Below are 26364 nucleotides of genomic sequence, written 5' to 3'. Positions count from 1 at the left end.
TCTTGTCGAGGCTCCTGCTGAACGGGTACGACGCACGTGCGCCTCCGATCTCGCACCGCGTGCCCCGACTCACGCCGGCCAACGCCGGTGATCACCGGCTGGATCCAGCCAAGTACCACTGCCGCCCGGGGAAAAACGGCCGTTGGGGTGACAGTGGTCGGGAAATATCCGTTGCCCACTGGACGTCGTCGGCCGTTCAGCCGAGCAGCTCTGCTCTGGGACGGTCCCGGGCGGGGCCTGCGGGGCAAGCCGCCCAGTCACAGCTCCAGCCACATGATCCGCAACCCGACCCGCCCCTCGACCGGATGCCGGAACGCCTCCGGCGCGACCCCCAGCGTCACGAACCCGAGGCTCTCGTACAACCGGATCGCGGGCGCATTGGTCTCGACCACCGCGTTGAACTGAATCGCCGCGAATCCGGTCCGGCGAGCCCAGCCGACCAGGTCGACCTCGAACGCCCGCCCCACGCCCGATCCGCGCGCGTCGCGGGCCACCATCAAGCTCCCCGACGCGACATGACTGCCCGGACCCGGCCGGTTGGGATACCTGTTCGCCGTGCCCAGCACGCGGTCCCCGTCGACCGCGACCGCCACCCGCGCCGGAGCGGGGACCAGCCACTGTTGCCGGGCTTCGGATTCGGTCATGGCCGGGTCGTAGGGAAACGTCTGCTGCTCGGTCACCACGTCCTGGACGATCGGCCAGATCCGCGGCCAATCGCCGGCGCCGGCTTCCCGGATCGTCGACGGCATCCGCCCACCGTGCTCAGCAAGACCGGGCAGCGCAACTTATTTACAGCACAAAGGAATCCGACCAAGGCTGGCTCGACCGCCCGGACAACGCGTCCAGAAGCGTCACCGCCTGCTTGTCCGTCAGCGAAGCCACGAAGTCCACGACCGCGCGTCCCCGGGCCAGCCCGCGCACCGCGTCCGCGCCCTCGATCCGTTCGCCGGTCGCACCCACCAGCAGCTCGGGCGCGCTGCGGGCGAGCGCCGAGTACTCGCTGTGCGCCAGTTCCATCAGGTCGTGCAGCCGGCGCGGCAGCCGGGACGCCTCGTCGCGGTCCAGGAGCCACGCGTCCAGCGCGTCGACCAGCGTCGTGACCAGGCTGGCCTGGCCGCGCTGGTGCAGGGCGAGATCGGGGCGCAGCAACACGAACCGCCGGTGCACGAACTTCAGGACCTGCACCTCGTGCCACTGCGCGGGCCGCAGCGAGACGTGCCCGGACCGGATCGGCGGCGAAGACAGCACGAAAACCCCGTCCACCAGCCGCGCCATCCAGCTGGCCGAGAAGGCGGCGGTCGCTTGTTCCGCTTCGGTCGAGCCGTCGAAACCGTCCGCGAGCAGGCCGTCGACCAGTTCTCGCTGCACCCGCGCGACGGCCGCGGCGAAGGCGTCGTCGTCCACGATCCAGCTGTCTTTCAGGTGCATCCGGCGCCGCATCCGCTCCAGGGAACGGCCGGGACGGCGGATTTCGGCGGTCAGCCGCGCGTCGTCCAACGAGGCCAGCTCGACGGCGTGTGCCAGCCACTCCCCCAGCTCGGCGGCGACCGGGGCGTGCTGCAGGACGCCGATGCGGTGGAAGTCCTGCAGGTCGTGGATCGCGTACGCGATGTCGTCGGCAGTGTCCATCACGGACGCTTCCACCGTCTGCTGCCACTGCTCGATCCGGCCGAGGAAGGGAGCGCGGGCCTGTGCGAAGTCGTCCAATTCCGTGACATAGGCGGAAAACTTGCTCGCGCCGGTGCCGGGAGCGTCCTCCGGTTCGGCGGCGCCGCGAGGAGGCACCGGCATCCCGGTCGGATGCGGCTGCGGGTAGTGCAAGCGGGCCCACGGGTACTTCAGGACCGCCGCGCGGACCGCGGTCGTCAGGTCCAGTCCGATGGCGGACGGGCCGCGCACGTCCGTCGTGGTGATGATGCGGAACGACTGCGCGTTGCCCTCGAACCCGTCGGCGAGGCCGAACCGGTGCCGTGCGATCCGGTCCAGCGTCTGCTCGCCCAGGTGCCCGAACGGCGGGTGCCCGAGGTCGTGCGCCAGCGCGGCGGCCTCGCACGCGTCCGGGTCGCAGCCGCCGAGTTTCGCGGCCAGTTCGGCCGACTCGCTCGATCCGGTGATCCGCTCCGCGATCCCGCGCGCGACCTGGGCGACCTTCAGGCTGTGCGTCAGCCGGTTGTGCAGCAGGCCGGCGCCGCCGGCGCTGACCACCTGGGTGACCCCGCCGAGCCGCGCGAAGAACGGCGACGCGGTGATCCGGTCGCGGTCGACGCGGAACGGGCTGGTCGCCAGATCGGTGAACCCGCCCGTCCCGTTCGCCGGGTCCCGGCGCGCTGCCCTCGGATCGGTCTCGTCCATGCGTCCCACCGTATCCGGCCGTCCGGCAGGATTGCGGGATGACCGACGTGCTGGTGGCGGGCGGCGGCCCGGCCGGAAGGGCGCTGGCGGCCGCGTGCGCCCGGCGAGGACTGGACACGGCCGTGCTCGACCCGGAGCCGCACCGGAAGTGGCCGAACACTTACGGATTGTGGGCGGACGAAGTGCCGGAGCTGCCGGGCCAAGCGATCGCCGCGGCTCCGGCGACGACGCTGGCCTTCGGGACCCGCGAGCACCGCGTCGGCCGGGAGTACCGGGTGCTCGACAACGCCGGGCTGCGCGAGTGGCTCACCGAGCCGAAGGTCGAGGTCATCACGGGCAAGGCGGCCGGCGCGGAACACGGCCCGCACGGTTCGACGGTCCTGCTCGCCGACGGCCGACAGATCGCGACGGCAGTGTTCGTCGACGCGACCGGCGCGCCCAAGCTAAGGGCCCCGCGCGCCGAACAGACCGCGTACGGGCTCGTGCTGCCGGCGGACCAGGCCGAGCGACTGCTCCCGGCCGACACCGCGGTGTTCATGGACTGGCGCGACGGGACCGACAGCTTCCGCTACCTGCTGCCCCTCGGCGACGGCTCGGTCCTGGTCGAGGAGACGTCCCTGGCCCGGCGGCCCGGGTTATCGGTGTCCGAACTGGCCCGGCGGCTGCACGCACACCTCAAAGCGGCGGGCATCCGTCCGGCGGGCCGGGTCGAACAGGTGCGGATCGTGCTCGACGTCCCGTTGCCGAAACGCGGCCAGGCGGTGCCGTTCGGCGTCGCGGGCGCGCTCGTGCATCCGGCGACCGGCTACAGCCTCGCGACCGCGTTGCAGCTCGCGCCGCGCGTCGCGGAGGCGCTCGCGGACGCGTTCGACGCGGGTCCAGCGGCCGCCGCCAGTGCGGCCCGGAAGGCATTGTGGCCGCCCGAAGCCCGTGCGGTGCATGCCTTGCGCCGCCACGGTCTCCGTGCATTGTGCCGAATGTCACCCGCCCAGTCAGCGCAATTCTTCGACCTGTTCTTCGAACTTCCGGCACCGGCGCAGCGCGCGTTCACCTCGGGCCGCGCTGACCTGCCCGGCACCGCCGCGACCATGGCAAACTTGTTCCGGACCGCTCCCGCGGGCCTGCGCAGGCGACTGCTCGGCTGACGCGGCGCCGGGAATTTTCCCGCTCCCGATCGAGGGAACGGGAAAAGCATTCTGTTACTCCGATCCGGTGGCCAAAGTGCCGCGCTGGTGAACATCAGCTGACAACGGTTTCGCAGCCGGCCGCGGCGGTGCGACTATCGCCTCCGTGACGACGCTGCGTGCGGTCCGATTCGCCTTCCAGCCGATGTACAGCTTGCACACCGGCGGAGTCGTCGCGTACGAAGCACTGGCCCGGCCGGGCCGGGGCACGGCGCACGAGCTGCTCGCCGAGGCCCGCCGCGCGGGCCGGCTCACCGAGGTCGACCTGGGGCTGGCCGCCGCCGCGGTGCGCCAGGAGGCCGAGCGGCCCAGCGCGCTCCCGCTGCACCTCAACCTCTCCGCGCGCACGCTCGCGTCGCCGCTGGAGGCCTTCGCCGAGCTGATCGCCGAACTCGGGGCGGCCGGACGGCGCACCCGCGACGTGGTGCTTGAGGTCGGGCCCCCGTTCACGCACCTGCCCATCGGCCGCCTGCTCGAGGGCATGCGCGCACTCACCGAACAGGGCTTCCGGCTCGCGCTCGACGGGCTCGGCCGCGGCGACCTGCCGCTGGCGCTGCTCGCGCAGTCGCCGGTGGACCTGGTGAAACTCGACCGCAGCGTGCTGCGCGGCCTGCCCGGCGACCCGGCGTCGACCGCGGTGGTCGAGGCGCTGCTGCACTACACCTCGCGCACGAACATCCGGCTGGTCGCGACCGGGATCGAGACCGAGGCGCAGCTCGACGCGGCGCAGAGCCTCGGCGTCCGGATCGCCCAGGGCAATCTGCTCGCGCCGCCCGCGCCGCACCGGTCCGCGCCCGCCTCCGGCGCGGTCCTGCCGGAGGACCGCCGCACGCCCGCGCCGCCGCAGGCCCCGCGGGTCGGCGATTTCCTGCGCCCGGCCACGACGTTGCCGGTCGACGCCACCTGCGACGACGTCCGCGAGGTGCTCGCCGCCGCGGACGCGCCGAGCGGCGTGGTCGGCGTCGACGCGGACAACCGTCCACAATGGTCGGTCGACCGGACGCGTTTTCTCGTCACCATCACCGGTCCGTACGGGCACGCCCTGCACGCGAAGCGGCCCGCCGCGCGACTGGCCGACAAACCGCACCTGATCGAGGCGGGCGCGAGCGCGCTGGAATTCCTCGAACTGGTCACCGACGCCGACTGGGGCCGCACCGGCGACGACGTCGTGGTGGTCGACGCGGCCGGGCGTTGCCTCGGCGTGGTTTTGGTGACCGAGGTCGTGCGCGGGGTCGCCGAGGCGAAGGTCGAAGAGGCGGTCACGCTCAGCCCGCTCACCCGGTTGCCGGGCAGCGAAGCGGCGGCGCGCGACGTCGAACGCCGGATCGCGAGCGGCGAGCAGTTCGTCGCCGCGTGGCTGGATGTCGACGCGTTCAAGTCGGTCAACGACAACGCCGGTTTCGCCGCGGGCGACGACCTGATCCGCGCACTGGGCGAAACCCTCACCGACCTCTCCCGGCGGCTGCCGAGGATGCGCGTGAGCCACGTCGGCGGCGACGATTTCCTGATCGTGTGCGACGTGGACGAAATCGGCACGGTCGCCGCGGCTTTGCTGGACACGCGCTGGTCCGCCGAAGGAATGCCGGTCACGGTCTCCCTGGCGACGCTCGTGTGCGCCAGCGGCAGCATTCCGTCCTATCGGGACGCTTCCCGGCTGCTCGCGCCGTTGAAGAAGCGCGCCAAGGCGGTTCCCGGTTCCAGCTGGGTCCTCAGCCGGCCCGGCAGCGACCGCGTCGAGGTGCTGCGCGGCATCGGCCGGGACGTCGCCGTCAGCCGCTCGGCCTGACGAACCCCGATTCGTAAGCCCGGATCACCGCCTGCGTCCGGTCCCGCGCGCCCAGCTTCGCCAGCACGTTCCCGACGTGCGTTTTCACCGTCTGCAGCCCCAGGAACAGCTCCGCGGCGATCTCCCCGTTGGACAGTCCGGCCGCCATCAGCCGCAGCACGTCGCGTTCCCGTTCGGTCAGGAAGTCCAGCGGCGCCGCGGAAGGCGCGGGCGGACGGCGCGCGGCCATGCCCCGGATCGCCGCCGGGAACAGCAGCGAATCCCCCGCCAGCACCGTGCGGATCCCGGCGACGATCTCCTCCGGCCGCGCGCGTTTCAGCAGGAATCCGCTTGCCCCGGCGAGCAGCGCGTCGTAGACGTAGTCGTCGTTTTCGAAGGTGGTCACCACGATCACCTTCGGCGGTTCGTCCATGGTGGACAGCAGGTGCTGGGTCGCGCGGATCCCGTCCACCGCGGGCATCCGCACGTCCATCAGCACGACGTCCGGCCGCAGCTGCCCGACCAGACCGGGCACCTCCGCGCCGTCGGACGCCTCGCCGACCACGGTCAGGTCCGGTTCGCTGTCCACGATCGCGCGCAGCCCGGCCCGGATCAGCCGTTCGTCGTCCACCAGCAGGACTCGCACGCTCACCGGTTCCCCCACGGCACCGTCACCACGACCTCCCAGTTTTCGCCGGCCGGTCCCGCGGACAGCTTGCCACCCACCAATTCCGCCCGCTCCGCCATGCCCCGCAGACCGCGACCGCCGCGGCCGCGCGACGGACGAGCCGAACCGAGCGGGTTCGCAACTGCGGCCCGAAGCTGTCCGTCGGACACGGCCAACGCGACGGTGACCGGCACTTTGCCCGCGTAGCGCACCGCATTGGTCAAGCATTCCTGCAGGATCCGGTACACCTCGCGCGACACCACCGCGGGCACTTTCGCGAGGTCGCCTTCCACTTCGACCCGGCAATCCGTCCCGGACTGCTGCGTCACGGTGATCAGCGCGGGCAGATTGGCGAGGCCCGCGTGCGGCGTCCGGTCGCGGGCCTCGTCGCGGAGCAGGCCGAGGACGTGGTCGAGGTCGTCGAGCGCGGTGCGGGCGGATTCCTCGATCGCGGTGAGCGCTTCCTCGGCGAAGCCGGGATCGGTGTGCAACGTCCGCCGCGCGGCCCCGGCTTGCAGGGTGACCACGGAAAGCGCGTGCCCGACGGAATCGTGGAGTTCGCGCGCGAGCCGGGTGCGTTCGGCGAGCTGCTCGGTGCGGCGTTCGAGCTGCGCGATGCGTTCGGCGGCGGACCAGCCGAGCAACCGGGCCGCCGCGCGGCGCAGCACCCCGCCGACGCCCCACACGAAGTAGATCAGCACGGCGAACGCCACCAGGAACGCCGCGGGCAGCCAGGCCGAAGCCCAGCCGCGCGGCACCGTCAGGTGGTAATCCGGAGTGTCGACAAGCCGACCGGTGAACACCGCGTTGATCGCGAACCCGAATCCGGCCGGCACCGCGAGCGTCGCGAGCCCGGTGCACAGACCGGCCACGACGTGCAGCACGAACATCGTCGCGCACCGCACCCGGCCGCGTCCCGGCGCGGGCTGCGCGAGCAACTCCCGCACCGCGGCCGCCTCCAGCACCCGCACCGCGGGCAGGAACGCGGTCGCGGCCAGCACGACGAACATCACGACGACTCCGACGAGGCTCGCCCAGCCCATCGTCGTGGCGAACGGCATCAGCGCGGGCATCGCGACCATGGCGAGCAGCAGGTACGGCACGCTGAGCGCGGCGCCGAGGATCAAGTACACCCATCGGCGATAGGTGACCCCGCTGACCAGCGGACGGAAGAAACGCACCCGCCAATCCTGACAGGCGGTCCGCGCGGACGCCTCCCTCCAGCGCGGGACCCGGCCGCCGGTTTTCTGGCACCGTGGACCGCATGCCTGCTGACGAGAGCACCGTGGTCAACGACTACGACCTGCTGGCCGACACCTATACCCGATGGTCGGACACCGAAATCCAGAACGCTTACTACGAGCGGCCCGCCGTGCTGGCGCTGGCCGGGGACGTAGCCGGGCGGCGGATTCTCGACGCGGGCTGCGGTGCCGGGCCGCTGACCGCCGCGCTGCGCGAACGCGGTGCGGACGTGTCCGGGTTCGACCTCAGCGGCGGCATGCTGGAAATCGCCCGTCAGCGGCTTGGCCCGGACGCGGACCTGCGCGTCGCCGACGTGGCCGAGCCTCTTCCCTACGCGGACAACGCGTTCGACGACGTCGTCGCCTCGCTCGTGCTGCACTATCTCGAAGACTGGGGCCCGACGCTCGCCGAGTTCCACCGCGTCCTCCGGCCGGGCGGACGCCTGATCGTGGTGGTCGACCATCCATTCGCGATCCATCTGCTGCAGCGGCAGACCGGGCAGAAGACCGACTACTCGGCCACTTACGAGTGGACCGAAGACTGGGAAGCCGGCGGCCGCACCACACCGATGCGTTTCTGGAACCGCCCGCTGCACGTGATGACCGACGCGTTCACCGCGGCCGGGTTCCGGATTTCGGTGCTCAGCGAGCCGAAACCAGTTCCGGAGGCGGAAAAGCTGTTCCCCGAGGACTACCGGATGCTGTGCGTCAGCCCGAGTTTCCTGTTCTTCCTGCTCCAGGCGGAGTGAACGCGCGGGCCGGAACCTCTCCGGCCCGCACCGTCCTCAGTAGACAGTCTGGGTCACCCGCGTGCCCTCGGCGCGGAATCCGTTGGCCCACAACTGCTGCACCTTCGCCGATTCCTGCGCGTCCGGCTTCGCGTTGGTGCACGACGTGCCCGGCCCGTGGCCCGACATCAGCTCCGAACACGGGCCCGAATAGTGGTCCGGCAGGCCGAGGTTGTGGCCGAGTTCGTGCGCGGCGATGCGGGTCGGGTCGTAGCCCTCGGCGACCTGGCTCGTGTCCAGATAGACGTCGCCGTTGCCGTGTCCGTCGGTTTGCGTGTACGAGCCGCCGCTGTGCACCTCGTGGATCACGACCGTCGCCTTGCCCTCGTCCTTCACCAGCCGCACGTCGCTGACCGCGGCGTTCCAGTTCGCCGCGCCCTGGTCGATCTGCGCGACATAGTCCGGCGCGCCGGCCGAGCTGTAGTAGACGGTGGTCGCCGCGGCGGCGGACGCGGCGGGTGCGGTCGCCAGGCCCAAGCCGAGCGGAGCGGCGGCGCCCATGGCCAGTGCGGCGATCCGCCGGAACCCTCGTGCGTGCATCGTGTCCTCCGTAGCTCATCGAGAAAGCAAGCAACCCGTTGTCCGCTCGATGAGGTTAGAAGTTCACCACCAGCGCGGCTACGTCCGAAAGTAGGACGCTCCCTCCCGAGAGGGAGGCCCGTCCCGCCGCGGCTGGATCCGTGCGCGCCGCCGCGCTGGTGTGCTCGTCGTTATGCGAACGCTGCTGCTCGGCCTGCTGGCCTACGTCGTCGTGCTGTGGCCGCTCATCGCCGCCGCCCGCAAGGTGCTCGGGGTGCGCGTCGGGCTCGTCCGGGCGCTCGGCGCCGCGCTGGCGGGCTGGCTCGACGCGGGCACCGTGGTCCGGCTGTTCCCGCTCGCCGTGCTCACGAACGCCGGGGTCGCGATCGGACTGCTGATCCCGCTGGCGGGCAGCGCGCTCGCGGTGACGCTGCTGGTCCTGTTCGTCGCCGAACTCGCGATTCCGTCCGGCGGCCCCGGACTGTTCGCCCGGATCCGGTCGCTGCGGTCCCGCGCGGCGCGCGCCCGCCGTTACTCGCGGATCATGCGCATCGCGATCCGGCACGGTCTCGGGTCGTTCCTCGCCGGCCGGCGCACCGCGGACCCCGACGGTTCGGCGAAGCTCGCCCGGTCGCTGCGGCTGGCGCTCGAAGAAGCGGGCGTGACGTTCGTGAAACTCGGCCAGGTGCTCTCGACGCGCGCGGATCTCCTGCCGCCGGTGTACATCCGCGAACTCAGCCGCCTGCACGATCAGGTTCCGCCCGCGCCCGAGGACGAGGTGCGCGCGTTGCTCCGCGAGGAAATCGACGTCACCGCGTTCGCGCACCTCGACGACGAACCCCTTGCCGCCGCGTCGATCGCGCAGGTTTACGGCGTGCGGCTGCGGTCCGGTGCCGAGGTCGTCGTGAAGGTGCAGCGACCCGGGATCCGCGAGCAGGTGCGACGCGACATCGACATCGTCCGCCGCCTCGCCGCCGTGCTGTACGAACGCGCGGCCTGGGCCCGCTCGCTCGGCGTGCGAGAGCTGGCCGACGGATTCGCCGAATCCCTGGAGGACGAACTCGATTTCCGCACCGAAGCGGCGAACATCGAAGCGATCGCCGCGCATCCGACCCCCGGCATCACCCTGCCGACCGTCCACAAAGCACTGTCCACAGAGCGCGTTCTGGTGCTGCGCAGGCTCGAGGGAAAACCGCTCTCCACCAGTTCCGCACACTCCCGCGAAGACCTTGCCCGCACCTTCCTGCGCGGACTGCTCGACCAGGTGCTGCTGGGCGGGGTGTTCCACGCGGATCCGCACCCGGGCAACGTCTTGCTGCTCGAAGACGGCACGCTCGGCCTGCTCGACTTCGGCTCCGTCGGCCGCCTCGACACCGGCTTGCGCGCCGGTCTGCAGGCCCTGCTGCCCGCCGTCGACCGCGGCGACCCGGCCGGCGTCCGCGACGGACTGCTGGAAATCGTCCACCGCCCCGACGACCTCGACGAACCACGCCTGGAACGCGCACTGGGCACCTTGCTCGCCCGGCACTTCGGCCCTGGCCGGACGCCCGGCCTCGACCTGTTCACCGGCCTGTTCCGCGTGATCGCCGACTTCCGGCTGGCCGTTCCGCCGCCGATCGCCGCGGTGTTCCGGGCGCTGGCGACCATGGAAGGCACCCTCGCGACGCTGGCCCCGGACTTCGATCTGGTCGCCGAATCCCGCGCGTTCGCAACCGAACGCCTCGGCCCGCGTCCGGAAATCCTGCGCCGCACCGTCGCCGACGAATTCACCGCCCTGCTGCCAGTGCTGCGGCGGCTGCCCCGTCGGGTCGACCGGATCGGCGCGGCGCTGGAAGAAGGCCGGCTGTCAGTGAACCTGCGGCTGTTCTCCGACGAACGCGACCGCGACCTGGTGACCGGCCTGGTGCACGAGGTGCTGCTGGCCCTGGTCGGCATCGCCACCGGGCTGATGGCCGTGCTGCTGCTGGCCAGTTCGAGCGGCCCGCGGCTGGTGCCCGGGCTGACGCTGAACCACGTTTTCGGCTACAACCTGCTGATGATCAGCGCGCTGGCGGGGCTGCGGCTGCTTTTCGTCGTCTTCCGGCGATCCGGACGGCGGTCACGAGCAGCCCGGCGAACCCGATGAAGAACACTCCCGCGCCGGTCCCGGCGGTGATCCGGCCGGTGACGGGTCCGGAATCCGGCTCTGTCGTCCCGAAAACCGGCGGCAGTGAACGCGGTGGTCACCGGGATCTGCTTGACCCAGAACAGGTCCCCGGTCGCCACGACCACTCCGCGCACCGCGGACAACGGCACCGCTCCCCCGCCGGATTCGTTGACGCGCCACCGCGAGTCGTCGGCCAGGTCGCGCTGGTCCCCGGCCAGGAAAACCTTGCCTGGCGGCACTTTCGCGTAGAACGGCGTCTGCTCGCCGGCCGCGTACGGCTCGTCGACCGGCTTGCCGTTCAGCTTGATCCGGTGCCGCAGGTCGCAGCACTCGACCTCGTCGCCGCCGACCGCGATCACCCGTTGCAGGAACACCCCGCGCCGTCCGTTGAACACCTTGAAGAGACCGGTCACCGTCACGGCCGAGCCCGCGAGCGCGACCACGACGAAAACGGCGAGCACCCAGGAAAACCGACGCGGCGCACGCACGGCCCGCGGTGGCGCGGCAGGGAAGCCTTCCGTCACTCAGCGATCATCGGGACGGACCGGACACTCGTTACCCGGCGGACAGCCATGGGTCTCCGGCAGCCCGGCGTCGCTTCCGGCCCCGGCGAACTCCCGTCCCGACTGCGCCCAGGAACCCGACGAGGAACACTCCCGCCCCGGCTCCGGCCAGCACCCGGCCCAGGAACGGTCCCTGATCCACCTCCGGCGCACCCGGCAGTCCCGCGGCGGTGAACGCCGTCGTCGGAGGCAGCGTGCGCACCCACCACCGGTTCGGCCCGGAGGCGGCGACCACCCCGTACACCTGGGACACCGGCACCGAGCCGTCCAGCCCGCTCGCCTCCACGTTCCGGGAATCCCAGCCGAGGTCGCGCCGATCACCGGCCAGGAAGACCGCGTCCTTCGGGACGACCGCGCGGAACTGGGGTCCGTCACCGCTCTCGTAGGGCTCGTCGACGGACTTGCCGTCCACGACGATCCGGCGCTTCTCGTCGCAGCAGCGCACGTCGTCGCCGCCGACGCCGATCACCCGGCCCAGCAGGATGAAAGCTCGGTCCCCCTGGTGTGCGGGCATGCGCGCCAGCACGACATCGCCGCGGTGGTAGACCTGCCCGTCCCGCTTGCCGAAGACGATCGTCGTCCCGGCGGGCACGGCGGGAGCCATCACATTGTCCGGCACCTTCACCCAGCGGTAGCCGAACACCGTGAGCAGCCCGTACCCGCATGCGGCCACGCCAGTCAGCGCGACCACGACGAACAGCGCCAGCACCACCGAAAACCGGCGCGGCTCGCGGGAAACCGGCGGCGGAGCCGGGAAACCGTCGATCACCTCGCGAGGATCGGCGGGAAGCGCGGATCCGTTACGCGGTCCGCGATCGCCCGGGGCGATTGTGCCGTTCTGTCCACTATGGACCTGCGAAACCTCGCGTAACCGCACCGGAACGCCCGCCGACTCGCGCGGCGCCTCCGCCGAGTCCCCGGACAACCCGTTCGCCGTCCCCAGCGACCTGCCTTACGAGCTGCCGCCGTTCGACCGCATTTCCGACGAGCACTACCGGCCCGCCTTCGAGGCCGGGCTCGCCGAGCACGCCGCCGACGTGGAGTCTGTATAGGTCGTTATACAGACCTCACTCGCGGATGATCGAATTGAGCGGCCGCCCGGCGGGATACATCGGAGAGGGGCCGGGGCTCACCGTGAACGCGACCGTCCCGGCCAGCGCCACCACCACGGTCAGCCCGCCCAGCAGCGCGCCGGTGCGGGCCAGCTCGCCGCCGGTTCGGCGGCGTCCTCCCCCGAGCAGCCCCAGCACCATCGCCAGCACTCCGGCCAGCAGCGCGGCGAACCACAGCGCGCCGAGCACCAGGACGAACACCTCAGCCACGATCGGATACACCCCGCTGACCAGCAGCCGGGGCCGGACGAGCAGCCAGGCCAGCCAGGTCAGCACCGCGAGCGCGAAACTCACCGCGGCCACCGACACCGCTCCCACCGCCAGGCCGCGGCTGGGTCTTTCTTCGGCTTCGAGCACGGATTCGGAGACGGATTCGGTCATTGACCAGTGATAGCACCCGGCCCCGACAGAATCCGGGCGTTCCGCCCGCATGCGCCCGAACGCACCAATCCCGGATACGCCGAAGGCCGCCCCCGGCGAACCGGGAGCGGCCTCCTCGAACCACGAACCTCAGACCGTGAAACCGAGCGCCCGCAACTGCTCGCGGCCGTCGTCGGTGATCTTTTCCGGGCCCCACGGCGGCATCCAGACCCAGTTGATCCGGAAGTCGTTCACCAGGCCGCCGGACGTCAGCGCCGCCGACGTCTGGTCCTCGATCACGTCGGTGAGCGGGCAGGCCGCGGACGTGAGCGTCATGTCCAGCGTCGCGGTGTTGTCGGGTTCCACCCGGATGTCGTAGACCAGGCCGAGGTCCACGACGTTGATGCCGAGTTCCGGGTCGACGACGTCGCGCATCGCTTCCTCGACGTCCTCGATCTTGGCGATGTCCGCGGGGACGGCGGCGGCCTGCTCGGGCAGGTCCGCGGCGGTGCGCCCCTCGCGCGGGTCGGTGGCCGTCTCTTCGCTCATGCCTTCTCAGCTCCTGTGGTGGTGCTGGACACCGCGTCCTTGAACGCCATCCAGCCGAGCAGGGCGCACTTCACGCGCGCCGGGTACTTCGCGACGCCGGCGAACGCGACGCCGTCCTCCAGTACGTCCTCGTCCGGTTCGACCTTGCCCTTGCCCTGCATCAGCTCCACGAAGGCGTCCATGGTCGCGAACGCCTCGTCGACCGTGTGCCCGACGACCAGGTCGGTCAGCACCGACGCGGACGCCTGGCTGATCGAGCAGCCCTGCCCGTCGTACGACACGTCCTCGACCTTGCCGTCGCTGACCTTCACCCGCAAGGTGATCTCGTCGCCGCAGGTCGGGTTGACCTGGAACGACTCCGCGTCGAACGGATCGCGCAGACCGCGGCCGTGCGGGTTCTTGTAGTGGTCCAGGATGATCTCCTGGTACATGCTCTCCAGGTTCACTGGTCCACCCCGAAGAACTTCTGCGCCTCGCGGATCCCGGCGACCAGCGCGTCCACTTCGGACAGCGTGTTGTACAGGTAGAAGCTCGCCCGCACGGTCGCCGGCACCGAACAGGCCCGGTGCAGCGGCCACGCGCAGTGGTGCCCCACCCGCACCGCGATGCCGAGGCTGTCGAGCACCTGGCCGGCGTCGTGCGGGTGCACGCCGTCGATCACGAACGCGACGGTCGCGCCGCGGTCCTCCAGGCCGGTCGGCCCGACGATGCGCACGCCCGGGATCTCGCTGATGCCCGCGATCGCCGCCGCGGCCAGCTCGTGCTCGTGCGCCGCGACGCGGTCCATCCCGACGGCGGACAGGTAGTCCACCGCCGCGCCGAGTCCGATCGCCTGCGACGTCATCGGCACCCCGGCCTCGAACCGCTGCGGCGGCGCGGCGAACGTGGTGCGCTCCATCGTGACCAGCTCGATCATCGACCCGCCGGTCAGGAACGGCGGCATCGCCGACAGCAGTTCGGTCCGGCCGTACAGCACGCCGATCCCGGACGGGCCCAGCATCTTGTGCCCGGAGAACACCGCGAAGTCGACGTCCAGCGCGTGGAAATCGACCGCGAAGTGCGGCACCGACTGGCAGGCGTCCAGCACGGTCAGCGCGCCGACCTCCTTGGCCTTGGCCACCAGCTCGGCCACCGGGTTGACCGTGCCGAGCACGTTGGACTGGTGCGCGAACGCGACCACCTTCGTGCGCGGCGTGATCACGCCGTCCAGCTCGGACAGGTCGAGCCTGCCCTCGGGCGTCACCTTGAACCACTTCAGCGTCGCCCCGGTGCGCTGGCACAGCTGCTGCCACGGCACCAGGTTCGCGTGGTGCTCCATCTCGGTGATGACGATCTCGTCGCCCTCGCCGATCCGGAACCGCTCCGCCTCCGGACCGGCGGTGGCCGCGTTGCTCATCGCGTACGCCACGAGGTTGATGCCCTCGGTGGCGTTCTTGGTGAACACCAGCTCCTCCGGGTCCGTGCCGACGAACTCCGCGACCTTGGCGCGCGCGGATTCGTAGGCGTCGGTGGCCTCTTCGGACAGCTGGTGCGCGCCGCGGTGCACGGCCGAGTTCGACGTGAACACGTACCGCCGTTCCGCGTCGAGCACCTGCACCGGCCGTTGCGAAGTCGCTCCGGAGTCGAGGTACACCAAGGGTTTCCCGTCGCGCACGGTGCGCGTCAGGATCGGGAAGTCGGCACGCAGTGCCGCCACGTCAAGGGGAACAGAGTTGGTCGGGCTGTTCGAAGCCGTGGTGGTCATCGAGCCAACTCCTCTCTCGCGGTGTCGTCGGGAACGGGGCGCGGGAAGCGTCAGGCCTTGGCCGGCTCGGGAGAGCCGACGTACTTGACGTAGCCGTTCTCCTCCAGCTCGTCGGCCAGCTCGCGGCCGCCGGACTCGACGATCTTGCCGTCGGCGAAGACGTGCACGAAGTCCGGCGTGATGTGCCGCAGGATGCGGGTGTAGTGCGTGATCAGCATGACGCCGACCTCGTTGCCCGCCTTGTACTCGTTGACGCCCTCGGACACGACGCGCAGCGCGTCGACGTCGAGGCCGGAGTCGGTCTCGTCGAGGATGGCGAACTTCGGCTTGAGCAGCGCCAGCTGCAGGATCTCGTGGCGCTTCTTCTCGCCGCCGGAGAAGCCCTCGTTCACCGAGCGCTCGGCGAATTCCTGGGAGATGCCGAGCTTGCCCATCTCCTCCTTGACCTCCTTGACCCAGTGGCGCAGCTTGGGAGCCTCGCCCCGGACCGCGGTGGCAGCGGTGCGCAGGAAGTTCGACATCGAGACGCCGGGCACCTCGACCGGGTACTGCATGGCGAGGAAGAGGCCGGCGCGGGCGCGCTCGTCGACGCTCATCTCGAGCACGTTCTCGCCGTCCAGCAGCACCTCGCCGGAGGTCACCGTGTACTTCGGGTGGCCGGCGATCGCGTAGGACAGGGTGGACTTGCCGGAGCCGTTCGGGCCCATGATCGCGTGCGTCTCGCCGGACCGGATGGTCAGGTTGACGCCCTTGAGGATCTCCTTGGCTCCGTCTTCGGTGGTCACCGAAGCGTGCAGGTCCTTGATTTCCAGGGTAGCCATTCTGCTGTTCCTAAAGAGTCTGAAGTGGACGGACGACGGGCTCAGGCGCCCACGGCTTCGAGCTCGGCCTCGATCGCGGCCTCGAGGCGCTCGCGCACCTCCGGCACGCCGATGCGGGCCAGGATCTCGTGGAAGAACCCGCGCACGACCAGCCGCCGCGCGGCCTCCTCGCCGATCCCGCGCGACTGGAGGTAGAACAACTGCTCGTCGTCAAACCTTCCCGTGGCGCTCGCGTGGCCCGCGCCCTCGATCTCGCCGGTCTCGATCTCGAGGTTCGGCACCGAGTCGGCGCGCGCGCCGGGGGTGAGCACGAGGTTGCGGTTCAGCTCGTAGGTGTCGGTGGCCTCGGCGGCCGCCCGGATCAGCACGTCGCCGATCCACACCGTGTGCGCGTCGTCGCCCTGCAGGGCGCCCTTGTACATCACGTTGGACTTGCAGTTCGGCACCGCGTGGTCCACGAACAGCCGGTGTTCCTGGTGCTGGCCGGCGTCGGCGAAGTACAGGCCGAGCATCTCGACGTCGCCGCCGCGGTCGGCGAAGGTCGCCGTGGGCGACACGCGCACCAGGTCGCCGCCGAGGGTGACCACGGTGTGCTTGAGCGTCGCGTCGCGGCCCAGCCGCAGGTGCTGCTCGGACACGTGCACCGCGTCGTCGGCCCAGTCCTGGACGCTGACGACGGTGATCTTGGCCGAGTCGCCGATGACGAACTCGACGTTGTCCGCGTAGGTGCCGGAGCCGACGTGGTCGAGCACGATCACCGCGCTGGCGAACGCCTCGGCGCGCACCTGCAGGTGGCCGTAGGCGACCTTGCCCTCGCCCGGGCCGTGCACCCGCAGCACCGACGGCTTCGACGCCTCGGTCTCCTTCGGCACGGTGACGATCGTGGCCTTGGCGAAGGACGAGTACGCCTGCGCCGCGATGCGGTCGCTGGGCACGCCCGCCTCGCCGAGGCGGGCGTCGTCGCGGCCGACGGTCTCGATCTTCAGCTCCGGCGCGGCCTCGGTCTCCAGCGTGATCTCGCCGGAAGCGACGGCGGACCCGTCGTGCAGGCCGCGCAGGCGCTTCATCGGCGTGAAGCGCCAGTTCTCCTCACGGCCGCCGGGGACCTCGAAGGCCTCGACGTCGTAAGAAGTGAACCGCTCCGCGCGGGAGGCCGCCGGGACGACGGCCCCCTCGCGGATGGCTTCGGAAACGTTGTTCTCTGCCACGGACATTTAGCCGACGGACCCTTCCATCTGCAGCTCGATCAGGCGGTTCAGCTCGAGCGCGTACTCCATCGGCAGCTCGCGCGCGATCGGCTCGACGAACCCGCGCACGATCATCGCCATGGCCTCGTCCTCGGCCAGGCCGCGGGACATCAGGTAGAACAGCTGCTCTTCGCTGACCTTGGACACGGTGGCCTCGTGGCCCATGGACACCTCGTCGTTGCGGATGTCCACGTACGGGTACGTGTCCGACCGCGAGATGGTGTCCACCAGCAGGGCGTCGCAGACCACGCTGGAGCGCGAGTGGTGCGCCCGCTTGGCGACCTTGACCAGGCCGCGGTAGGACGTGCGGCCGCCGCCGCGCGCGACCGACTTCGACACGATGGTCGAGGACGTGTGCGGCGCGAGGTGCTCCATCTTCGCCCCGGCGTCCTGGTGCTGGCCCTCGCCCGCGAACGCGACCGAGAGGACCTCGCCCTTGGCGTGCTCGCCCATCAGGAAGACCGACGGGTACTTCATGGTCACCTTGGAGCCGATGTTGCCGTCGACCCACTCCATGGTCGCGCCCTCTTCGCACTTGGCGCGCTTGGTGACCAGGTTGTAGACGTTGTTCGACCAGTTCTGGATCGTCGTGTAGCGGCAGCGGGCGCCCTTCTTCACGATGATCTCGACGACCGCGGAGTGCAGCGAGTCCGACTGGTAGATCGGCGCGGTGCAGCCCTCGACGTAGTGGACGTAGGCGTCCTCGTCGACGATGATCAGCGTCCGCTCGAACTGGCCCATGTTCTCGGTGTTGATCCGGAAGTAGGCCTGCAGCGGGATCTCGACGTGCACGCCCTTCGGCACGTAGATGAACGAGCCGCCGGACCACACCGCCGTGTTCAGCGCGGAGAACTTGTTGTCGCCGGCCGGGATCACGGAGCCGAAGTACTCCTGGAAGATCTCCGGGTGCTCCTTGAGCGCGGTGTCGGTGTCCAGGAACAGCACGCCCTGCTCCTCCAGGTCCTCGCGGATCTGGTGGTAGACGACCTCGGACTCGTACTGCGCGGCGACGCCGGCCACGAGGCGCTGCTTCTCCGCCTCGGGGATGCCCAGCTTGTCGTAGGTGTTCTTGATGTCCTCGGGCAGGTCTTCCCAGCTGGCCGCCTGCTTCTCGGTGGACCGCACGAAGTACTTGATGTTGTCGAAGTCGATCCCCGACAGGTCGGCGCCCCAGTTCGGCATCGGCTTGAGGTCGAACAGCTTGAGCGCCTTCAATCGGGCGTCGCGCATCCACTCGGGCTCGGACTTCTTGGCGGAGATGTCGCGGACGACATCCTCGTTCAGGCCGCGGCGCGCGCTGGCGCCCGCCTCGTCGGAGTCCGCCCAGCCGAAGGCGTATTTGCCAAGGGACGCGATGGTCTCTTCCTGGCTCAACGGCTCGGTGGTGGGAGTGCGCTGCTCGGCAGCGGCAGTCATGCGGGTTTCCCTCCATTCGGGATCCGTGGTGCGTGCCCTTCCGGCGGAGGAGCCGCTTTTCCGGGCGTCGTGCGGTCCGGCTCGGGATGGGCCGGGATACCCGCCGGTCCGGCGGGTACGTGTGTGGTGCACGCGTTGTCTCCGCGCGCGATGGTCGCCAGCCGCTGGACGTGGGTGCCCAGCAGCTTCGCGAACGCTTCCGTCTCGGCCTCGCACAGCTGCGGGAATTCCGCGGCGACGTGCGCGACCGGGCAGTGGTGCTGGCAGAGCTGCGCGCCTGCGTGGGCGACCGGGGTTCCCGCGCCGACCTGGCGGGTCGAGGCAGCGTAGCCCTCCCTGCTCAGCGCGGTCGCGAGGGCCTCGGCGCGTACGACCGGATCAGCCGATCCGGTGATCGCCTGCCGGTGCGGCCCGACCAGTCCCTCGACCCGGCGCTCGGCGAACGCGCGCACCGCGTCCGGGCCGGCGTGCTCGGCGAGGAAGCGGATGGCCGACACCGCGAGGTCGTCGTAGGCGTGCCCGAACCGGGCCCGGCCCGCCTCGGTGAGCAGGAACAGCTTGGCCGGGCGGCCGCGGCCGCGCGGGCCCTTGCGCGGGGCGTCGCGGGTCTCGGCCTCGCCGTCGGCCTGCAGCGCGTCGAGGTGCCGGCGGATCGCCGTCGGGCTGATGCCGAGCTGCTCGGCGACCACCGCTGCGGTCATCGGGCCCTGCTCCAGCAGCAGCCGGGCGACCTCGTGCCGGGTGCGGCCCTCGGCCACGTTCGCGGCGCTGACCTGCACGGGAACGCCGACAGCCGCGGCGCGCGGCTGCTCGCCGCGCCCCTCGCCGACCGTCCCGTTCTTTTTCACAACACAAGTGTGTCTTATTTCCGGCCCCCGGGCAAAGGCGGGGCGTCGCCCAGTGACCTGACTCACGCGACACCGGAGCGGCCCGCCCGTGCCCGCCGGTCCGCGAATCCGCTCTCGCCGGCCCGTACCGGGAGCGATCGGTCCCGGCGCGAGGGACCGAACGGCTCGATACCAGGCCCGAACCGGGCTCGATACGCTTCCGGGCGTGGCAGTCGGCGAACACCCGGACCAACGGGCCGCGGAACCGGACTATTCCGGCGACGCTCCCGCCGCCGTGCCCGCGCCGTCCCCGGTCGGCCCGCGCCGCACCGATCCGCTGAACGCCGCCGAGACCCGCGGCCTCGACGTGGTCCGCCGCTTCGGCACCGTCGGCTCGCTGTTCCTCGCGCTCGGCTCGCTGGGGGCCGGGGCCGCGCCGGTGATCAACCCGGTGCAGGACCTTCCGGTGCTGCGGCTGTTCATCCGGATCCCCACGGTCTCGCTGGCGATCGCGTTCTCCGGGATGGGCATCCTGGTGCTGAGCTGGCTGATGCTCGCCCGGTTCGCCCGTCCGGCGAGCGCGCGGCTGGCCACCAGCGGCCAGCTCGCCCGCACCGTCGCGATGTGGGTCGCGCCACTGCTGCTGATCCCGCCGCTGTTCTCCCGCGACGTCTACAGCTACCTCGCGCAGAGCGAGATCGTGCACCGCGGCATGGACCCCTACCAGCTGGGCCCGGCGCAGGCGCTCGGCGTCGCGGACCCGCTGACCGCGGGCGTCACCAACATCTGGCGCGAGACGCCCGCCCCGTACGGGCCGCTGCTGCTGCGGCTCGGCGGCTGGCTCGCTCCGGTCGGCGGCAACAACATCGTGGCCGGCGTGCTGCTGCAGCGCGGTCTCGCGATGGTCGGGGTGCTGCTGATCGTGTGGGCGGTGCCGCGGCTGGCCCGGCGGTTCGGCGTGCAGCCGGCCACCGCGCTGTGGCTCGGCGCGGCGAACCCGTTGCTGATCTTCCATTTCGTCGCCGGCGCGCACAACGATTCGCTGGCCATCGGGCTCATGGTGGCCGGGCTGGAGATCGGCATCCGGCGGCTGCCGGTGCGGGTGAAGGGCGACAGCCCGCCGCCGCTGGCGAAGGGCGAACTGCTGTTCATCGCGCTCGGCGTCGTCATCATCACCGTCGGCGCCACCGTGAAAATCCCGGCCGTGCTGGCGTTGCCGTTCCTTTCGGTGATGGTCGCGCGCCGATGGCACGGCCGGCTGAAGGACCTGGTCCGGGCGGGCGCGCCGATGGCGCTGCTGTTCGGGGTCGTGATGGTCGCCATCTGCCTCGGCACCGGGCTCGGCTTCGGCTGGATCGCCGCCACCGCGAGCACGCCGGCGCTGGTGCGGTCGTTCATCTCCCCCACCGCGGAGATCGCGAACCTCAGCGGCGTCCTCGGCATCTCGCTCGGGCTCGGCAACCACACCGACGCGCTGGTGCCGATCCTCGGCACGCTCGGCAACGCGATCACCGCGGTGATCACGGTCAAATTCCTGTGGGCCAGCTTCAAATGGCGCTACCGGCCGATCATCGGCCTCGGCGTTTCGCTGGGCGCGGCGATGATCCTGCAGATCAACCTCCAGCCCTGGTACCTGCTGTGGGCGGTGATCCCGCTCGCCGCGGCGGCCGGGACGTCGCGGTTCCGGGTGGTCGCCACGGTCATCAGCGCCGGGCTGCCGTTCCTGCTGCCGCCCACCGGCGGCACCTTCGACGGCCGCTCCTACATCCTGCCGTGGGCCTACGGCGCGGCCGCACTGGTGACGCTCGGCGGCCTCGCGATCGTGTACCGCGTTTCGCCGCTGCTGTTGTCCAGGACACCTCCGGCGTCCCCGGCACCGCGCGCGCCCGCTGACGTCGTATCGTGAGCCGTTGTGGACAACCCCGCCGTCGAGATCTCCGGCTTGGCGAAAAGCTACGGCTCCACCACCGCGGTCGACGGCATCGACCTGCGCATGGAGCGTGGTTCCCTGCTGGCCCTGCTCGGGCCGAACGGCGCCGGAAAAACGACCACTGTCGAGATTTGCGAGGGTTTCCGCAGACCTGACGCGGGCCAGGTGCGCGTGCTCGGCCTCGACCCCGTCGCGGACAGCTCCCGGCTCCGCCCGCGCGTCGGCATCATGCCCCAGGGCGGCGGCGCGTACCCGGGCGTGCGCGCGGAGGAAATGCTGCGGCTGGTCGCTTCCTGCGCGGCGAACCCGCACGATCCGGCCTGGCTGCTCGACGTGCTCGGGCTGGCCGGCGCGAAGCGGACGCCGTTCAAGCGGCTCTCCGGCGGGCAGCAGCAACGGCTTTCGCTGGCGTGCGCGCTCGTCGGCCGCCCGGAGCTGGTGTTCCTGGACGAGCCCACCGCCGGGATGGACCCGCAGGCGCGGCGGCTGGTCTGGGACCTGCTCGCGGCCCTGCGCGCGGACGGCGTGAGCGTCCTGCTCACCACCCACCTGATGGAGGAAGCGGAAACGCTGGCCGACCAGGTGGTGATCGTCGACCACGGCAAGGTGGTCGTCGAAGGCACGCCGCATTCGCTGACGCTGGAAGCGGGCGAGGCGGCGCAGCTGCGGTTCCGCGCCCGCACGAAACTCGACACGACGCTGCTCGAAGCCGCGCTGCCGGAGGGGTACCGGGTCAGCGAAACCGCGCCCGGCTCGTACCTGGTGGAGGGCGCGGTCGACCCGCAGGTGGTCTCCGCCGTCACCGCCTGGTGCGCGCAGCAGGGCGTGCTGCCCGAACAACTGCAAGTCGGACGGCGGACGCTCGAAGAAGTGTTCCTCGAACTCACCGGACGGGAGCTGCGCGCATGAGTTCTCCGTTCCCCGCGGGCACTTTCGCCCCCGCGCCCGGCCGCGGCTCGCTCGGCAAGATGCTGCGCACGCACGCGCGCGTCGAGGCCGCGCTGACCCTGCGGCACGGCGAGCAGCTGCTGCTCACCCTGATCATCCCGCTCGCCCTGCTGATCGGCCTGAGCCTGCTGGACATCCTGCCCGCGAGCCAGCTCGGCTCGACGTCCAAAGTGGACTGGATGACGCCGCGGATCCTCGCGCTGGCGGTGATGTCGTCGGCGTTCACCGGGCAGGCGATCGCGCTCGGCTTCGACCGGCGGTACGGCGTGCTGAAGCGGCTTTCGGCGACGGCGCTGCCGCGCTGGCTGCTGGTGGCCGGACGGGTGGTGGCGGCGCTGGTCGTGGTGGTGCTGCAGTCGATCGTGCTCGGCGTGGTGGCGGCGTTCCTGGGCTGGTCGCCGTCGGCCGCCGGGATCGGCTCCGCGGTCGTGCTGCTGGTGCTGGGAACGCTGGCGTTCGGCGCGCTGGGCGTGCTGCTGGGCGGTGCGCTGCGAGCGGAAGCCGTGCTGGCGCTGGCGAACATCGTGTGGTTCGTGCTGCTGCTCGCGGGCGGGATCCTGCTGGCCCCGTCGGCGCTGCCGTCCGGGGTCGGGCTCGTGGTGTCGCTGCTGCCGTCGGGCGCGCTGGCCGAAGGCATGCGCGCGGCACTGGTGGACGGCCAGTTCCCGGTCGGACCGGCGGCGGTGCTGCTGGTATGGGCCGCGGCGGCCGGAGCCTTGGCGACCCGGACGACGAAACTCACCTGAATCTCACCCGCCGATTTCCGGAGCACCGCACGGAAATCCCCGGGAAATGTGACCGCCGCCGCACCCGATTCCTTGCGCACGCTGGCAAATCCGGGCGGAAGAATACCGCCGCGTGAACCGCGGAAAACGCGCGCGAGTATTCTTTCGGCGTGTCCCTTCGCAGTTTGATCGCCCGCCTGCCGTATCCGTCCGCCGGGGTCCAGCGCGGCGTCGGGATCGCCGCGGTGGTCACGCAGGCAGGCATCGGCGTCACCGGGTCCGTGGTGCGGGTGACCGGGTCCGGGCTCGGGTGCCCGACCTGGCCGCAGTGCGTCGCGGGCAGCCTGGTCCCGGTGCGGCACTCCGGGATCGACGCGCTCACCCAGTGGATCGAGTTCTCCAACCGGATGCTGACCGGCGTCGTGATCGTGGTGGCGGCGCTGGCGGTGCTCACCGCGTGGCGGATCCAGATCGACCACCCGGAGCGCAAGCGGCTGGTGAAGCTCGCCTGGACGATGCCCGGCGGCGTCGTGCTGCAGGCGGTCATCGGCGGCCTGACCGTGCTGGCGAAACTGGAATGGTGGACGGTCGCGATCCACTTCCTCGCCTCCACGCCGCTCGTGTGGCTGGCGGTGCTGCTGCTGAAGGCGTTCCGCGAAGGCGACGAACCCGCGCGCCCGCTGGTCCCGAAGCTGGGACGGCAGATGCTGGTGCTGCTGACGGTGCTGATGTGGGCGGTGCTGATCGCCGGCACGACCGTCACCGGAGCCGGCCCGCACGGCGGCGACGTCAACACCCACCGGCTCGACGCCCCGATCGAGCAGCTGGCCCGGATCCACAGCGGGTTGCTGATCGCGTACCTCGTCGTGCTCGGCGTCTTCGGGCTCACGCTCATGCGGGTCGGCGCGCCGAAGAGCGTGTGGCAGCGCTACAGCTGGGTGTGGATCGTCGCGCTGCTGCAGGGCGTTCTCGGGACGGTGCAGTACGCGCTGGGCGTGCCCGAGGCGATGGTGTCGTTCCACGTGCTGGGGTCGGCGCTCGTGATCGTCGTGACGGCGGTGCTGTGGACGGGCACCCGCGACCGCGGCCCGGTCACGTCGCTGGAGCCGGCGGAGAAGCGGGAACTCGCCACCGCGAGCTGACGGTCATCCAGGCGTAACTAAGCGTCGGCCCGGCGGACAGGTCCGCGGCTTACCGTCGTCGCCGTCCGGCTTTCCGAAAAGCCCGAGGTGCCGCCATGCCGACCGCCCCTGCCCGTGCCGCGAAACCCCTTCTCTCCGGCCGTCGCGGGACCGCCGAAATGCTCGTGCTCAAGACGTTCCTGCTCGTGCCGTTCGCCGCGCTGATCGCCGCCGTGCCGCTGCTGTGGGGATGGGGCATCGGCTGGACCGACCTGATCCTCGCGACCGTTTTCTACGTGCTCGCCACCCTCGGCGTGACCGTCGGGTACCACCGCTACTTCACGCACGGCGCGTTCAAAGCGGGCCGTCCGCTGCGGATCGCGCTCGCCATCGCGGGCAGCATGGCGGTGCAGGGTTCGGTGATTTTCTGGGTCGCGAGCCACCGCCGCCACCACGCGTTCTCCGACCGCGAGGGCGATCCGCATTCGCCGTGGCTGTTCGGCACGTCGCCCGCGGCGCTGCTGCGCGGGTTCTGGCACGCGCACATGGGCTGGATGTTCCAGCGCGAGGTGACCAACGCCGACCGCTTCGCCCCGGACCTCGTCGGCGACCGCGACCTGCGCCTGGTGAACCGGTTCTTCTGGCTGTGGATCACCCTCAGCCTCGCCCTGCCCGCCGCGCTCGGCTGGGCGTTCAGCGGCACCTGGCAGGGCGCGCTGACGGCGTTCTTCTGGGCCGGGCTGGTGCGGATCGCGTTCCTGCACCACGTGACCTGGTCGGTGAACTCGGTGTGCCACCTGATCGGCGACCGCCCGTTCGCCAGCCGCGACCGCGCGGCGAACTTCTGGCCGCTGGCCCTGCTGTCCATGGGCGAGTCGTGGCACAACTCCCACCACGCCGACCCGACCTGCGCCCGCCACGGCGTACTGCGCGGCCAGGTAGACGTCTCGGCGCGGGTGATCTGGGCCTTCGAACGCCTCGGCTGGGCAACCGACGTCCGCTGGCCCCGCGCAGAGCGACTTGCCGCCAAACGCGTGCAGCCCGGCTGACCGTCCGTGAAGGGCTCCTTGAGGGAATCAGATTCCCGCAAGGAGCCCTTCACGGACCATTAAGCATTGCCGGGGCAGGACTAGGCGAGTTGCTGCCGCATCGCAGACGCGAACCGGAGCGGCGCACCCGCGTCCGCATACCGGAAACCCAGCGACGGCTCAGTCAGCTCCAGTTCCAGCACCAGTGGGCGGCCGTCGTCCCCGCGGACCAGGTCCACGCGCGCGTACAGGAGTTCCGCCCGCAGGATCCCGAGCAGCCCGCAAGCCGCGTCCAGCGCGTCCTCCGCCACCGCGCGCACTTCCGGGGCCGGAACGGCGGCCGCGAGCCGCTCCTCCCGGTACAGCCCGGAACTGTCCATTGCGGACTCCAGCGGCGCGAATTTGGTGAAGGCGTGCGAATAAACGCCGCCGAAATACGTCACCGCGATCTCGCCCTGAGCGTCCACACTGGACTGATACGGCTGGACCAAAGCCGTCCGCCCGTCGTCGTGCAACGTGCGCAGGTGCTGCTCCGCGTCCGAGCCGGGCGCGGAGAACCGGGCGGCCCCGCGGCCGCCCGCGCCCACCGAGGGCTTCACCACGAACGGCTTCTTCGGCCACCGCGGCTTCTCCCCCGGCGGCACGATCTCGACCGGCACCGTCGGCACGCCCGCGTCGAGCAGTTCGCCGAGGTACGTCTTGTCCGTGTTCCACCGCACGACCGCGGCCGGATTGCTCAGGCCTGGCACAGTCTCGCACCAGCTGAGGAACTCGTCGCGGCGTTCCGGATAGTCCCAGGCGGCGCGCAGCACGACGAGGTCCGCCGAGGCGAAGTCGGCGTCCGAATCCCAGGCCGCCCAGCTCACGGAGAAGCCGAGGTCCGCGAGCGCGGGCAGCACCGCGGCCTCGTCGCCGTCGCCCTCGGGCAGCGCGGCGCAGCCGACGAAAATCGCCGGGCGGGTCACCGGCCCGCTCGCGGCCCGGCCATCTTGCGCCGGTGCGCGGCGCCGATTTTGACCGTCTTCACGGTCTCGCTGTCCCATTCCGCGGCCTCGAGGTCGTCGACCTGCTCGACCAGCGCGGTCCCGGTCTCGACCCCGGCGACCAGCACGTCGCCCATCGCCCCGTCCGGGCCCACGAGCACGACCCGCGCACCGGCGATGCCGATGTTCTCGACCACGGCGCGCGCCGGTTTGCCGTGCCGGGCCACGAAGTCGCGAGCGGTCGCCAGCTGGCGGGCAGTCGGCGCGGTCGGCGTGTTTTCGGTCTCCTCAGCCACGTCCGGAGCTTAACCCGAGACCCCCGCCCCCG

The 26364-nt window shown here is 71.2% G+C and carries 27 protein-coding genes; 10 read left to right on the top strand and 17 right to left on the bottom strand.

All coding sequences use genetic code 11. The annotated features are described in order from the left end of the window. Positions 1 to 257: 257 nt before the first annotated feature. Both L942_RS12515 and L942_RS12510 read right to left on the bottom strand, forming a co-directional pair. Entirely contained in the window at positions 258 to 749 is a 492-nt protein-coding gene (locus tag L942_RS12515; RefSeq protein WP_037359246.1) for a GNAT family N-acetyltransferase, read from the bottom strand. 40 nt (positions 750 to 789) lie between these two features. Beyond that, a complete protein-coding gene (locus tag L942_RS12510; RefSeq protein WP_037359244.1) occupies positions 790 to 2352 on the bottom strand; it encodes a deoxyguanosinetriphosphate triphosphohydrolase family protein in 1563 nt (520 codons plus the stop codon). 38 nt (positions 2353 to 2390) lie between these two features. Between L942_RS12510 and L942_RS12505 the strand changes: the two genes are divergently transcribed. Both L942_RS12505 and L942_RS12500 read left to right on the top strand, forming a co-directional pair. Further along, positions 2391 to 3497, top strand: coding sequence for a lycopene cyclase family protein (locus L942_RS12505; protein WP_037359241.1), 1107 nt, complete (start codon positions 2391 to 2393; stop codon positions 3495 to 3497). 145 nt (positions 3498 to 3642) lie between these two features. Continuing rightward, on the top strand, positions 3643 to 5322 hold the full coding sequence (locus tag L942_RS12500) for a GGDEF domain-containing protein (protein WP_037359239.1): 1680 nt from the start codon (positions 3643 to 3645) through the stop codon (positions 5320 to 5322). Here the strand turns inward: L942_RS12500 and L942_RS12495 are convergent. Then, on the bottom strand, positions 5306 to 5953 hold the full coding sequence (locus L942_RS12495; RefSeq protein WP_037359365.1) for a response regulator: 648 nt from the start codon (positions 5951 to 5953) through the stop codon (positions 5306 to 5308). The two genes, L942_RS12500 and L942_RS12495, sit on opposite strands and share 17 nt — an antisense overlap. Beyond that, complete coding sequence (locus L942_RS12490; protein WP_037359236.1) at positions 5950 to 7149, bottom strand: sensor histidine kinase; 1200 nt, start codon at positions 7147 to 7149, stop codon at positions 5950 to 5952. The genes L942_RS12495 and L942_RS12490 overlap by 4 nt, the downstream gene beginning before the upstream one ends. Positions 7150 to 7232: 83 nt before the next feature. Between L942_RS12490 and L942_RS12485 the strand changes: the two genes are divergently transcribed. After that, positions 7233 to 7958 carry a class I SAM-dependent methyltransferase gene (locus L942_RS12485; protein ID WP_037359363.1) on the top strand — a complete coding sequence of 242 codons (726 nt, stop codon included), beginning with the start codon at positions 7233 to 7235 and terminating at the stop codon, positions 7956 to 7958. 36 nt (positions 7959 to 7994) lie between these two features. Here the strand turns inward: L942_RS12485 and L942_RS12480 are convergent, their stop codons facing one another. After that, positions 7995 to 8537: a snapalysin family zinc-dependent metalloprotease gene (locus L942_RS12480; RefSeq protein ID WP_037359234.1), complete on the bottom strand. Its 543-nt coding sequence runs from the start codon at positions 8535 to 8537 to the stop codon at positions 7995 to 7997. Positions 8538 to 8709: 172 nt separating this feature from the next. On the opposite strand from L942_RS12480, the gene L942_RS12475 reads away from it, so the two are divergent. Continuing rightward, positions 8710 to 10641: an ABC1 kinase family protein gene (locus tag L942_RS12475; RefSeq protein ID WP_037359231.1), complete on the top strand. Its 1932-nt coding sequence runs from the start codon at positions 8710 to 8712 to the stop codon at positions 10639 to 10641. On the opposite strand, the gene lepB (L942_RS12470) is transcribed toward L942_RS12475, so the two are convergent. Continuing rightward, positions 10539 to 11186 (bottom strand): signal peptidase I, encoded by a 648-nt coding sequence (lepB, locus tag L942_RS12470; protein ID WP_106964881.1) that lies wholly within the window; start codon positions 11184 to 11186, stop codon positions 10539 to 10541. The genes L942_RS12475 and lepB (L942_RS12470) overlap by 103 nt on opposite strands. Positions 11187 to 11217: 31 nt before the next feature. Then, a complete protein-coding gene (lepB, locus tag L942_RS12465) occupies positions 11218 to 11994 on the bottom strand; it encodes a signal peptidase I (RefSeq protein WP_051165900.1) in 777 nt (258 codons plus the stop codon). Positions 11995 to 12055: 61 nt separating this feature from the next. Here lepB (L942_RS12465) and L942_RS44245 point away from each other — a divergent pair, with 61 nt between their 5' ends. Further along, positions 12056 to 12277: a hypothetical protein gene (locus L942_RS44245; protein WP_037359225.1), complete on the top strand. Its 222-nt coding sequence runs from the start codon at positions 12056 to 12058 to the stop codon at positions 12275 to 12277. A 15-nt stretch (positions 12278 to 12292) separates the two neighbouring features. Here L942_RS44245 and L942_RS12455 read toward each other — a convergent pair whose 3' ends face one another. From L942_RS12455 to L942_RS12420, 8 genes are all read right to left on the bottom strand, one after another. Beyond that, a complete protein-coding gene (locus L942_RS12455; RefSeq protein ID WP_037359222.1) occupies positions 12293 to 12718 on the bottom strand; it encodes a hypothetical protein in 426 nt (141 codons plus the stop codon). A gap of 129 nt (positions 12719 to 12847) precedes the next feature. Beyond that, positions 12848 to 13246, bottom strand: a complete 399-nt coding sequence (locus L942_RS12450) for a metal-sulfur cluster assembly factor (RefSeq protein ID WP_037359221.1) — start codon at positions 13244 to 13246, stop codon at positions 12848 to 12850. Beyond that, positions 13243 to 13692 carry a Fe-S cluster assembly sulfur transfer protein SufU gene (sufU, locus tag L942_RS12445; RefSeq protein WP_009075916.1) on the bottom strand — a complete coding sequence of 150 codons (450 nt, stop codon included), beginning with the start codon at positions 13690 to 13692 and terminating at the stop codon, positions 13243 to 13245. Before sufU ends, L942_RS12450 begins: the two co-directional genes overlap by 4 nt. Then, complete coding sequence (locus L942_RS12440) at positions 13689 to 14990, bottom strand: cysteine desulfurase (RefSeq protein ID WP_037359218.1); 1302 nt, start codon at positions 14988 to 14990, stop codon at positions 13689 to 13691. Before L942_RS12440 ends, sufU begins: the two co-directional genes overlap by 4 nt. A 50-nt stretch (positions 14991 to 15040) precedes the next feature. Then, positions 15041 to 15811 carry a Fe-S cluster assembly ATPase SufC gene (gene sufC, locus L942_RS12435; protein WP_037359215.1) on the bottom strand — a complete coding sequence of 257 codons (771 nt, stop codon included), beginning with the start codon at positions 15809 to 15811 and terminating at the stop codon, positions 15041 to 15043. 41 nt (positions 15812 to 15852) lie between these two features. After that, positions 15853 to 17025 (bottom strand): Fe-S cluster assembly protein SufD, encoded by a 1173-nt coding sequence (gene sufD / locus L942_RS12430; protein ID WP_037359213.1) that lies wholly within the window; start codon positions 17023 to 17025, stop codon positions 15853 to 15855. After that, complete coding sequence (sufB, locus tag L942_RS12425; protein WP_037359210.1) at positions 17026 to 18474, bottom strand: Fe-S cluster assembly protein SufB; 1449 nt, start codon at positions 18472 to 18474, stop codon at positions 17026 to 17028. Continuing rightward, positions 18471 to 19322, bottom strand: a complete 852-nt coding sequence (locus L942_RS12420; protein WP_037359208.1) for a helix-turn-helix transcriptional regulator — start codon at positions 19320 to 19322, stop codon at positions 18471 to 18473. Before L942_RS12420 ends, sufB begins: the two co-directional genes overlap by 4 nt. Before the next feature lie 274 nt (positions 19323 to 19596). On the opposite strand from L942_RS12420, the gene mptB reads away from it, so the two are divergent. The 5 genes from mptB (at position 19597) to L942_RS12395 (ending at position 25074) form a co-directional block, all read left to right on the top strand. Then, the gene (gene mptB / locus L942_RS12415) at positions 19597 to 21207 is read left to right on the top strand and encodes a polyprenol phosphomannose-dependent alpha 1,6 mannosyltransferase MptB (RefSeq protein WP_037359358.1); all 1611 of its coding nucleotides are present in this window, start codon (positions 19597 to 19599) and stop codon (positions 21205 to 21207) included. 6 nt (positions 21208 to 21213) lie between these two features. Next, positions 21214 to 22140 carry an ABC transporter ATP-binding protein gene (locus L942_RS12410; protein ID WP_037359205.1) on the top strand — a complete coding sequence of 309 codons (927 nt, stop codon included), beginning with the start codon at positions 21214 to 21216 and terminating at the stop codon, positions 22138 to 22140. Then, positions 22137 to 22925: an ABC transporter permease gene (locus L942_RS12405; protein ID WP_037359202.1), complete on the top strand. Its 789-nt coding sequence runs from the start codon at positions 22137 to 22139 to the stop codon at positions 22923 to 22925. Before L942_RS12410 ends, L942_RS12405 begins: the two co-directional genes overlap by 4 nt. A 149-nt stretch (positions 22926 to 23074) precedes the next feature. Then, complete coding sequence (locus tag L942_RS12400) at positions 23075 to 24046, top strand: COX15/CtaA family protein (RefSeq protein ID WP_037359200.1); 972 nt, start codon at positions 23075 to 23077, stop codon at positions 24044 to 24046. A 95-nt stretch (positions 24047 to 24141) separates the two neighbouring features. Beyond that, positions 24142 to 25074 carry an acyl-CoA desaturase gene (locus tag L942_RS12395; protein WP_037359198.1) on the top strand — a complete coding sequence of 311 codons (933 nt, stop codon included), beginning with the start codon at positions 24142 to 24144 and terminating at the stop codon, positions 25072 to 25074. An 80-nt stretch (positions 25075 to 25154) separates the two neighbouring features. Here the strand turns inward: L942_RS12395 and L942_RS12390 are convergent, their stop codons facing one another. Both L942_RS12390 and L942_RS12385 read right to left on the bottom strand, forming a co-directional pair. Then, positions 25155 to 26018 (bottom strand): ATP-grasp domain-containing protein, encoded by an 864-nt coding sequence (locus L942_RS12390; protein WP_037359196.1) that lies wholly within the window; start codon positions 26016 to 26018, stop codon positions 25155 to 25157. Further along, positions 26015 to 26332 (bottom strand): hypothetical protein, encoded by a 318-nt coding sequence (locus L942_RS12385; protein WP_037359194.1) that lies wholly within the window; start codon positions 26330 to 26332, stop codon positions 26015 to 26017. Before L942_RS12385 ends, L942_RS12390 begins: the two co-directional genes overlap by 4 nt. Positions 26333 to 26364 lie beyond the last annotated feature (32 nt).

This window comes from Amycolatopsis orientalis DSM 43388 (genome assembly GCF_000411975.1).
GTDB classification, from domain to species: Bacteria; Actinomycetota; Actinomycetes; order Mycobacteriales; family Pseudonocardiaceae; genus Amycolatopsis; species Amycolatopsis orientalis_D.
Note: the sequence above shows the minus strand (reverse complement) of the source record. Positions and strands in the feature narration are given on the sequence as shown.

Excerpts from the sequence above, each read along its gene's own strand:
- L942_RS12515 (WP_037359246.1), bottom strand. The coding sequence starts at position 749 with ATGCCGTCGACGATCCGGGAAGCCGGCGCCGGCGATTGGCCGCGGATC.
- L942_RS12510 (WP_037359244.1), bottom strand. The coding sequence starts at position 2,352 with ATGGACGAGACCGATCCGAGGGCAGCGCGCCGGGACCCGGCGAACGGG.
- L942_RS12505 (WP_037359241.1), top strand. The coding sequence starts at position 2,391 with ATGACCGACGTGCTGGTGGCGGGCGGCGGCCCGGCCGGAAGGGCGCTG.
- L942_RS12485 (WP_037359363.1), top strand. The coding sequence starts at position 7,233 with ATGCCTGCTGACGAGAGCACCGTGGTCAACGACTACGACCTGCTGGCC.
- L942_RS12480 (WP_037359234.1), bottom strand. The coding sequence starts at position 8,537 with ATGCACGCACGAGGGTTCCGGCGGATCGCCGCACTGGCCATGGGCGCC.
- L942_RS12475 (WP_037359231.1), top strand. The coding sequence starts at position 8,710 with ATGCGAACGCTGCTGCTCGGCCTGCTGGCCTACGTCGTCGTGCTGTGG.
- L942_RS12455 (WP_037359222.1), bottom strand. The coding sequence starts at position 12,718 with ATGACCGAATCCGTCTCCGAATCCGTGCTCGAAGCCGAAGAAAGACCC.
- L942_RS12450 (WP_037359221.1), bottom strand. The coding sequence starts at position 13,246 with ATGAGCGAAGAGACGGCCACCGACCCGCGCGAGGGGCGCACCGCCGCG.
- L942_RS12440 (WP_037359218.1), bottom strand. The coding sequence starts at position 14,990 with ATGACCACCACGGCTTCGAACAGCCCGACCAACTCTGTTCCCCTTGAC.
- sufC (WP_037359215.1), bottom strand. The coding sequence starts at position 15,811 with ATGGCTACCCTGGAAATCAAGGACCTGCACGCTTCGGTGACCACCGAA.
- sufD (WP_037359213.1), bottom strand. The coding sequence starts at position 17,025 with ATGTCCGTGGCAGAGAACAACGTTTCCGAAGCCATCCGCGAGGGGGCC.
- sufB (WP_037359210.1), bottom strand. The coding sequence starts at position 18,474 with ATGACTGCCGCTGCCGAGCAGCGCACTCCCACCACCGAGCCGTTGAGC.
- L942_RS12405 (WP_037359202.1), top strand. The coding sequence starts at position 22,137 with ATGAGTTCTCCGTTCCCCGCGGGCACTTTCGCCCCCGCGCCCGGCCGC.
- L942_RS12395 (WP_037359198.1), top strand. The coding sequence starts at position 24,142 with ATGCCGACCGCCCCTGCCCGTGCCGCGAAACCCCTTCTCTCCGGCCGT.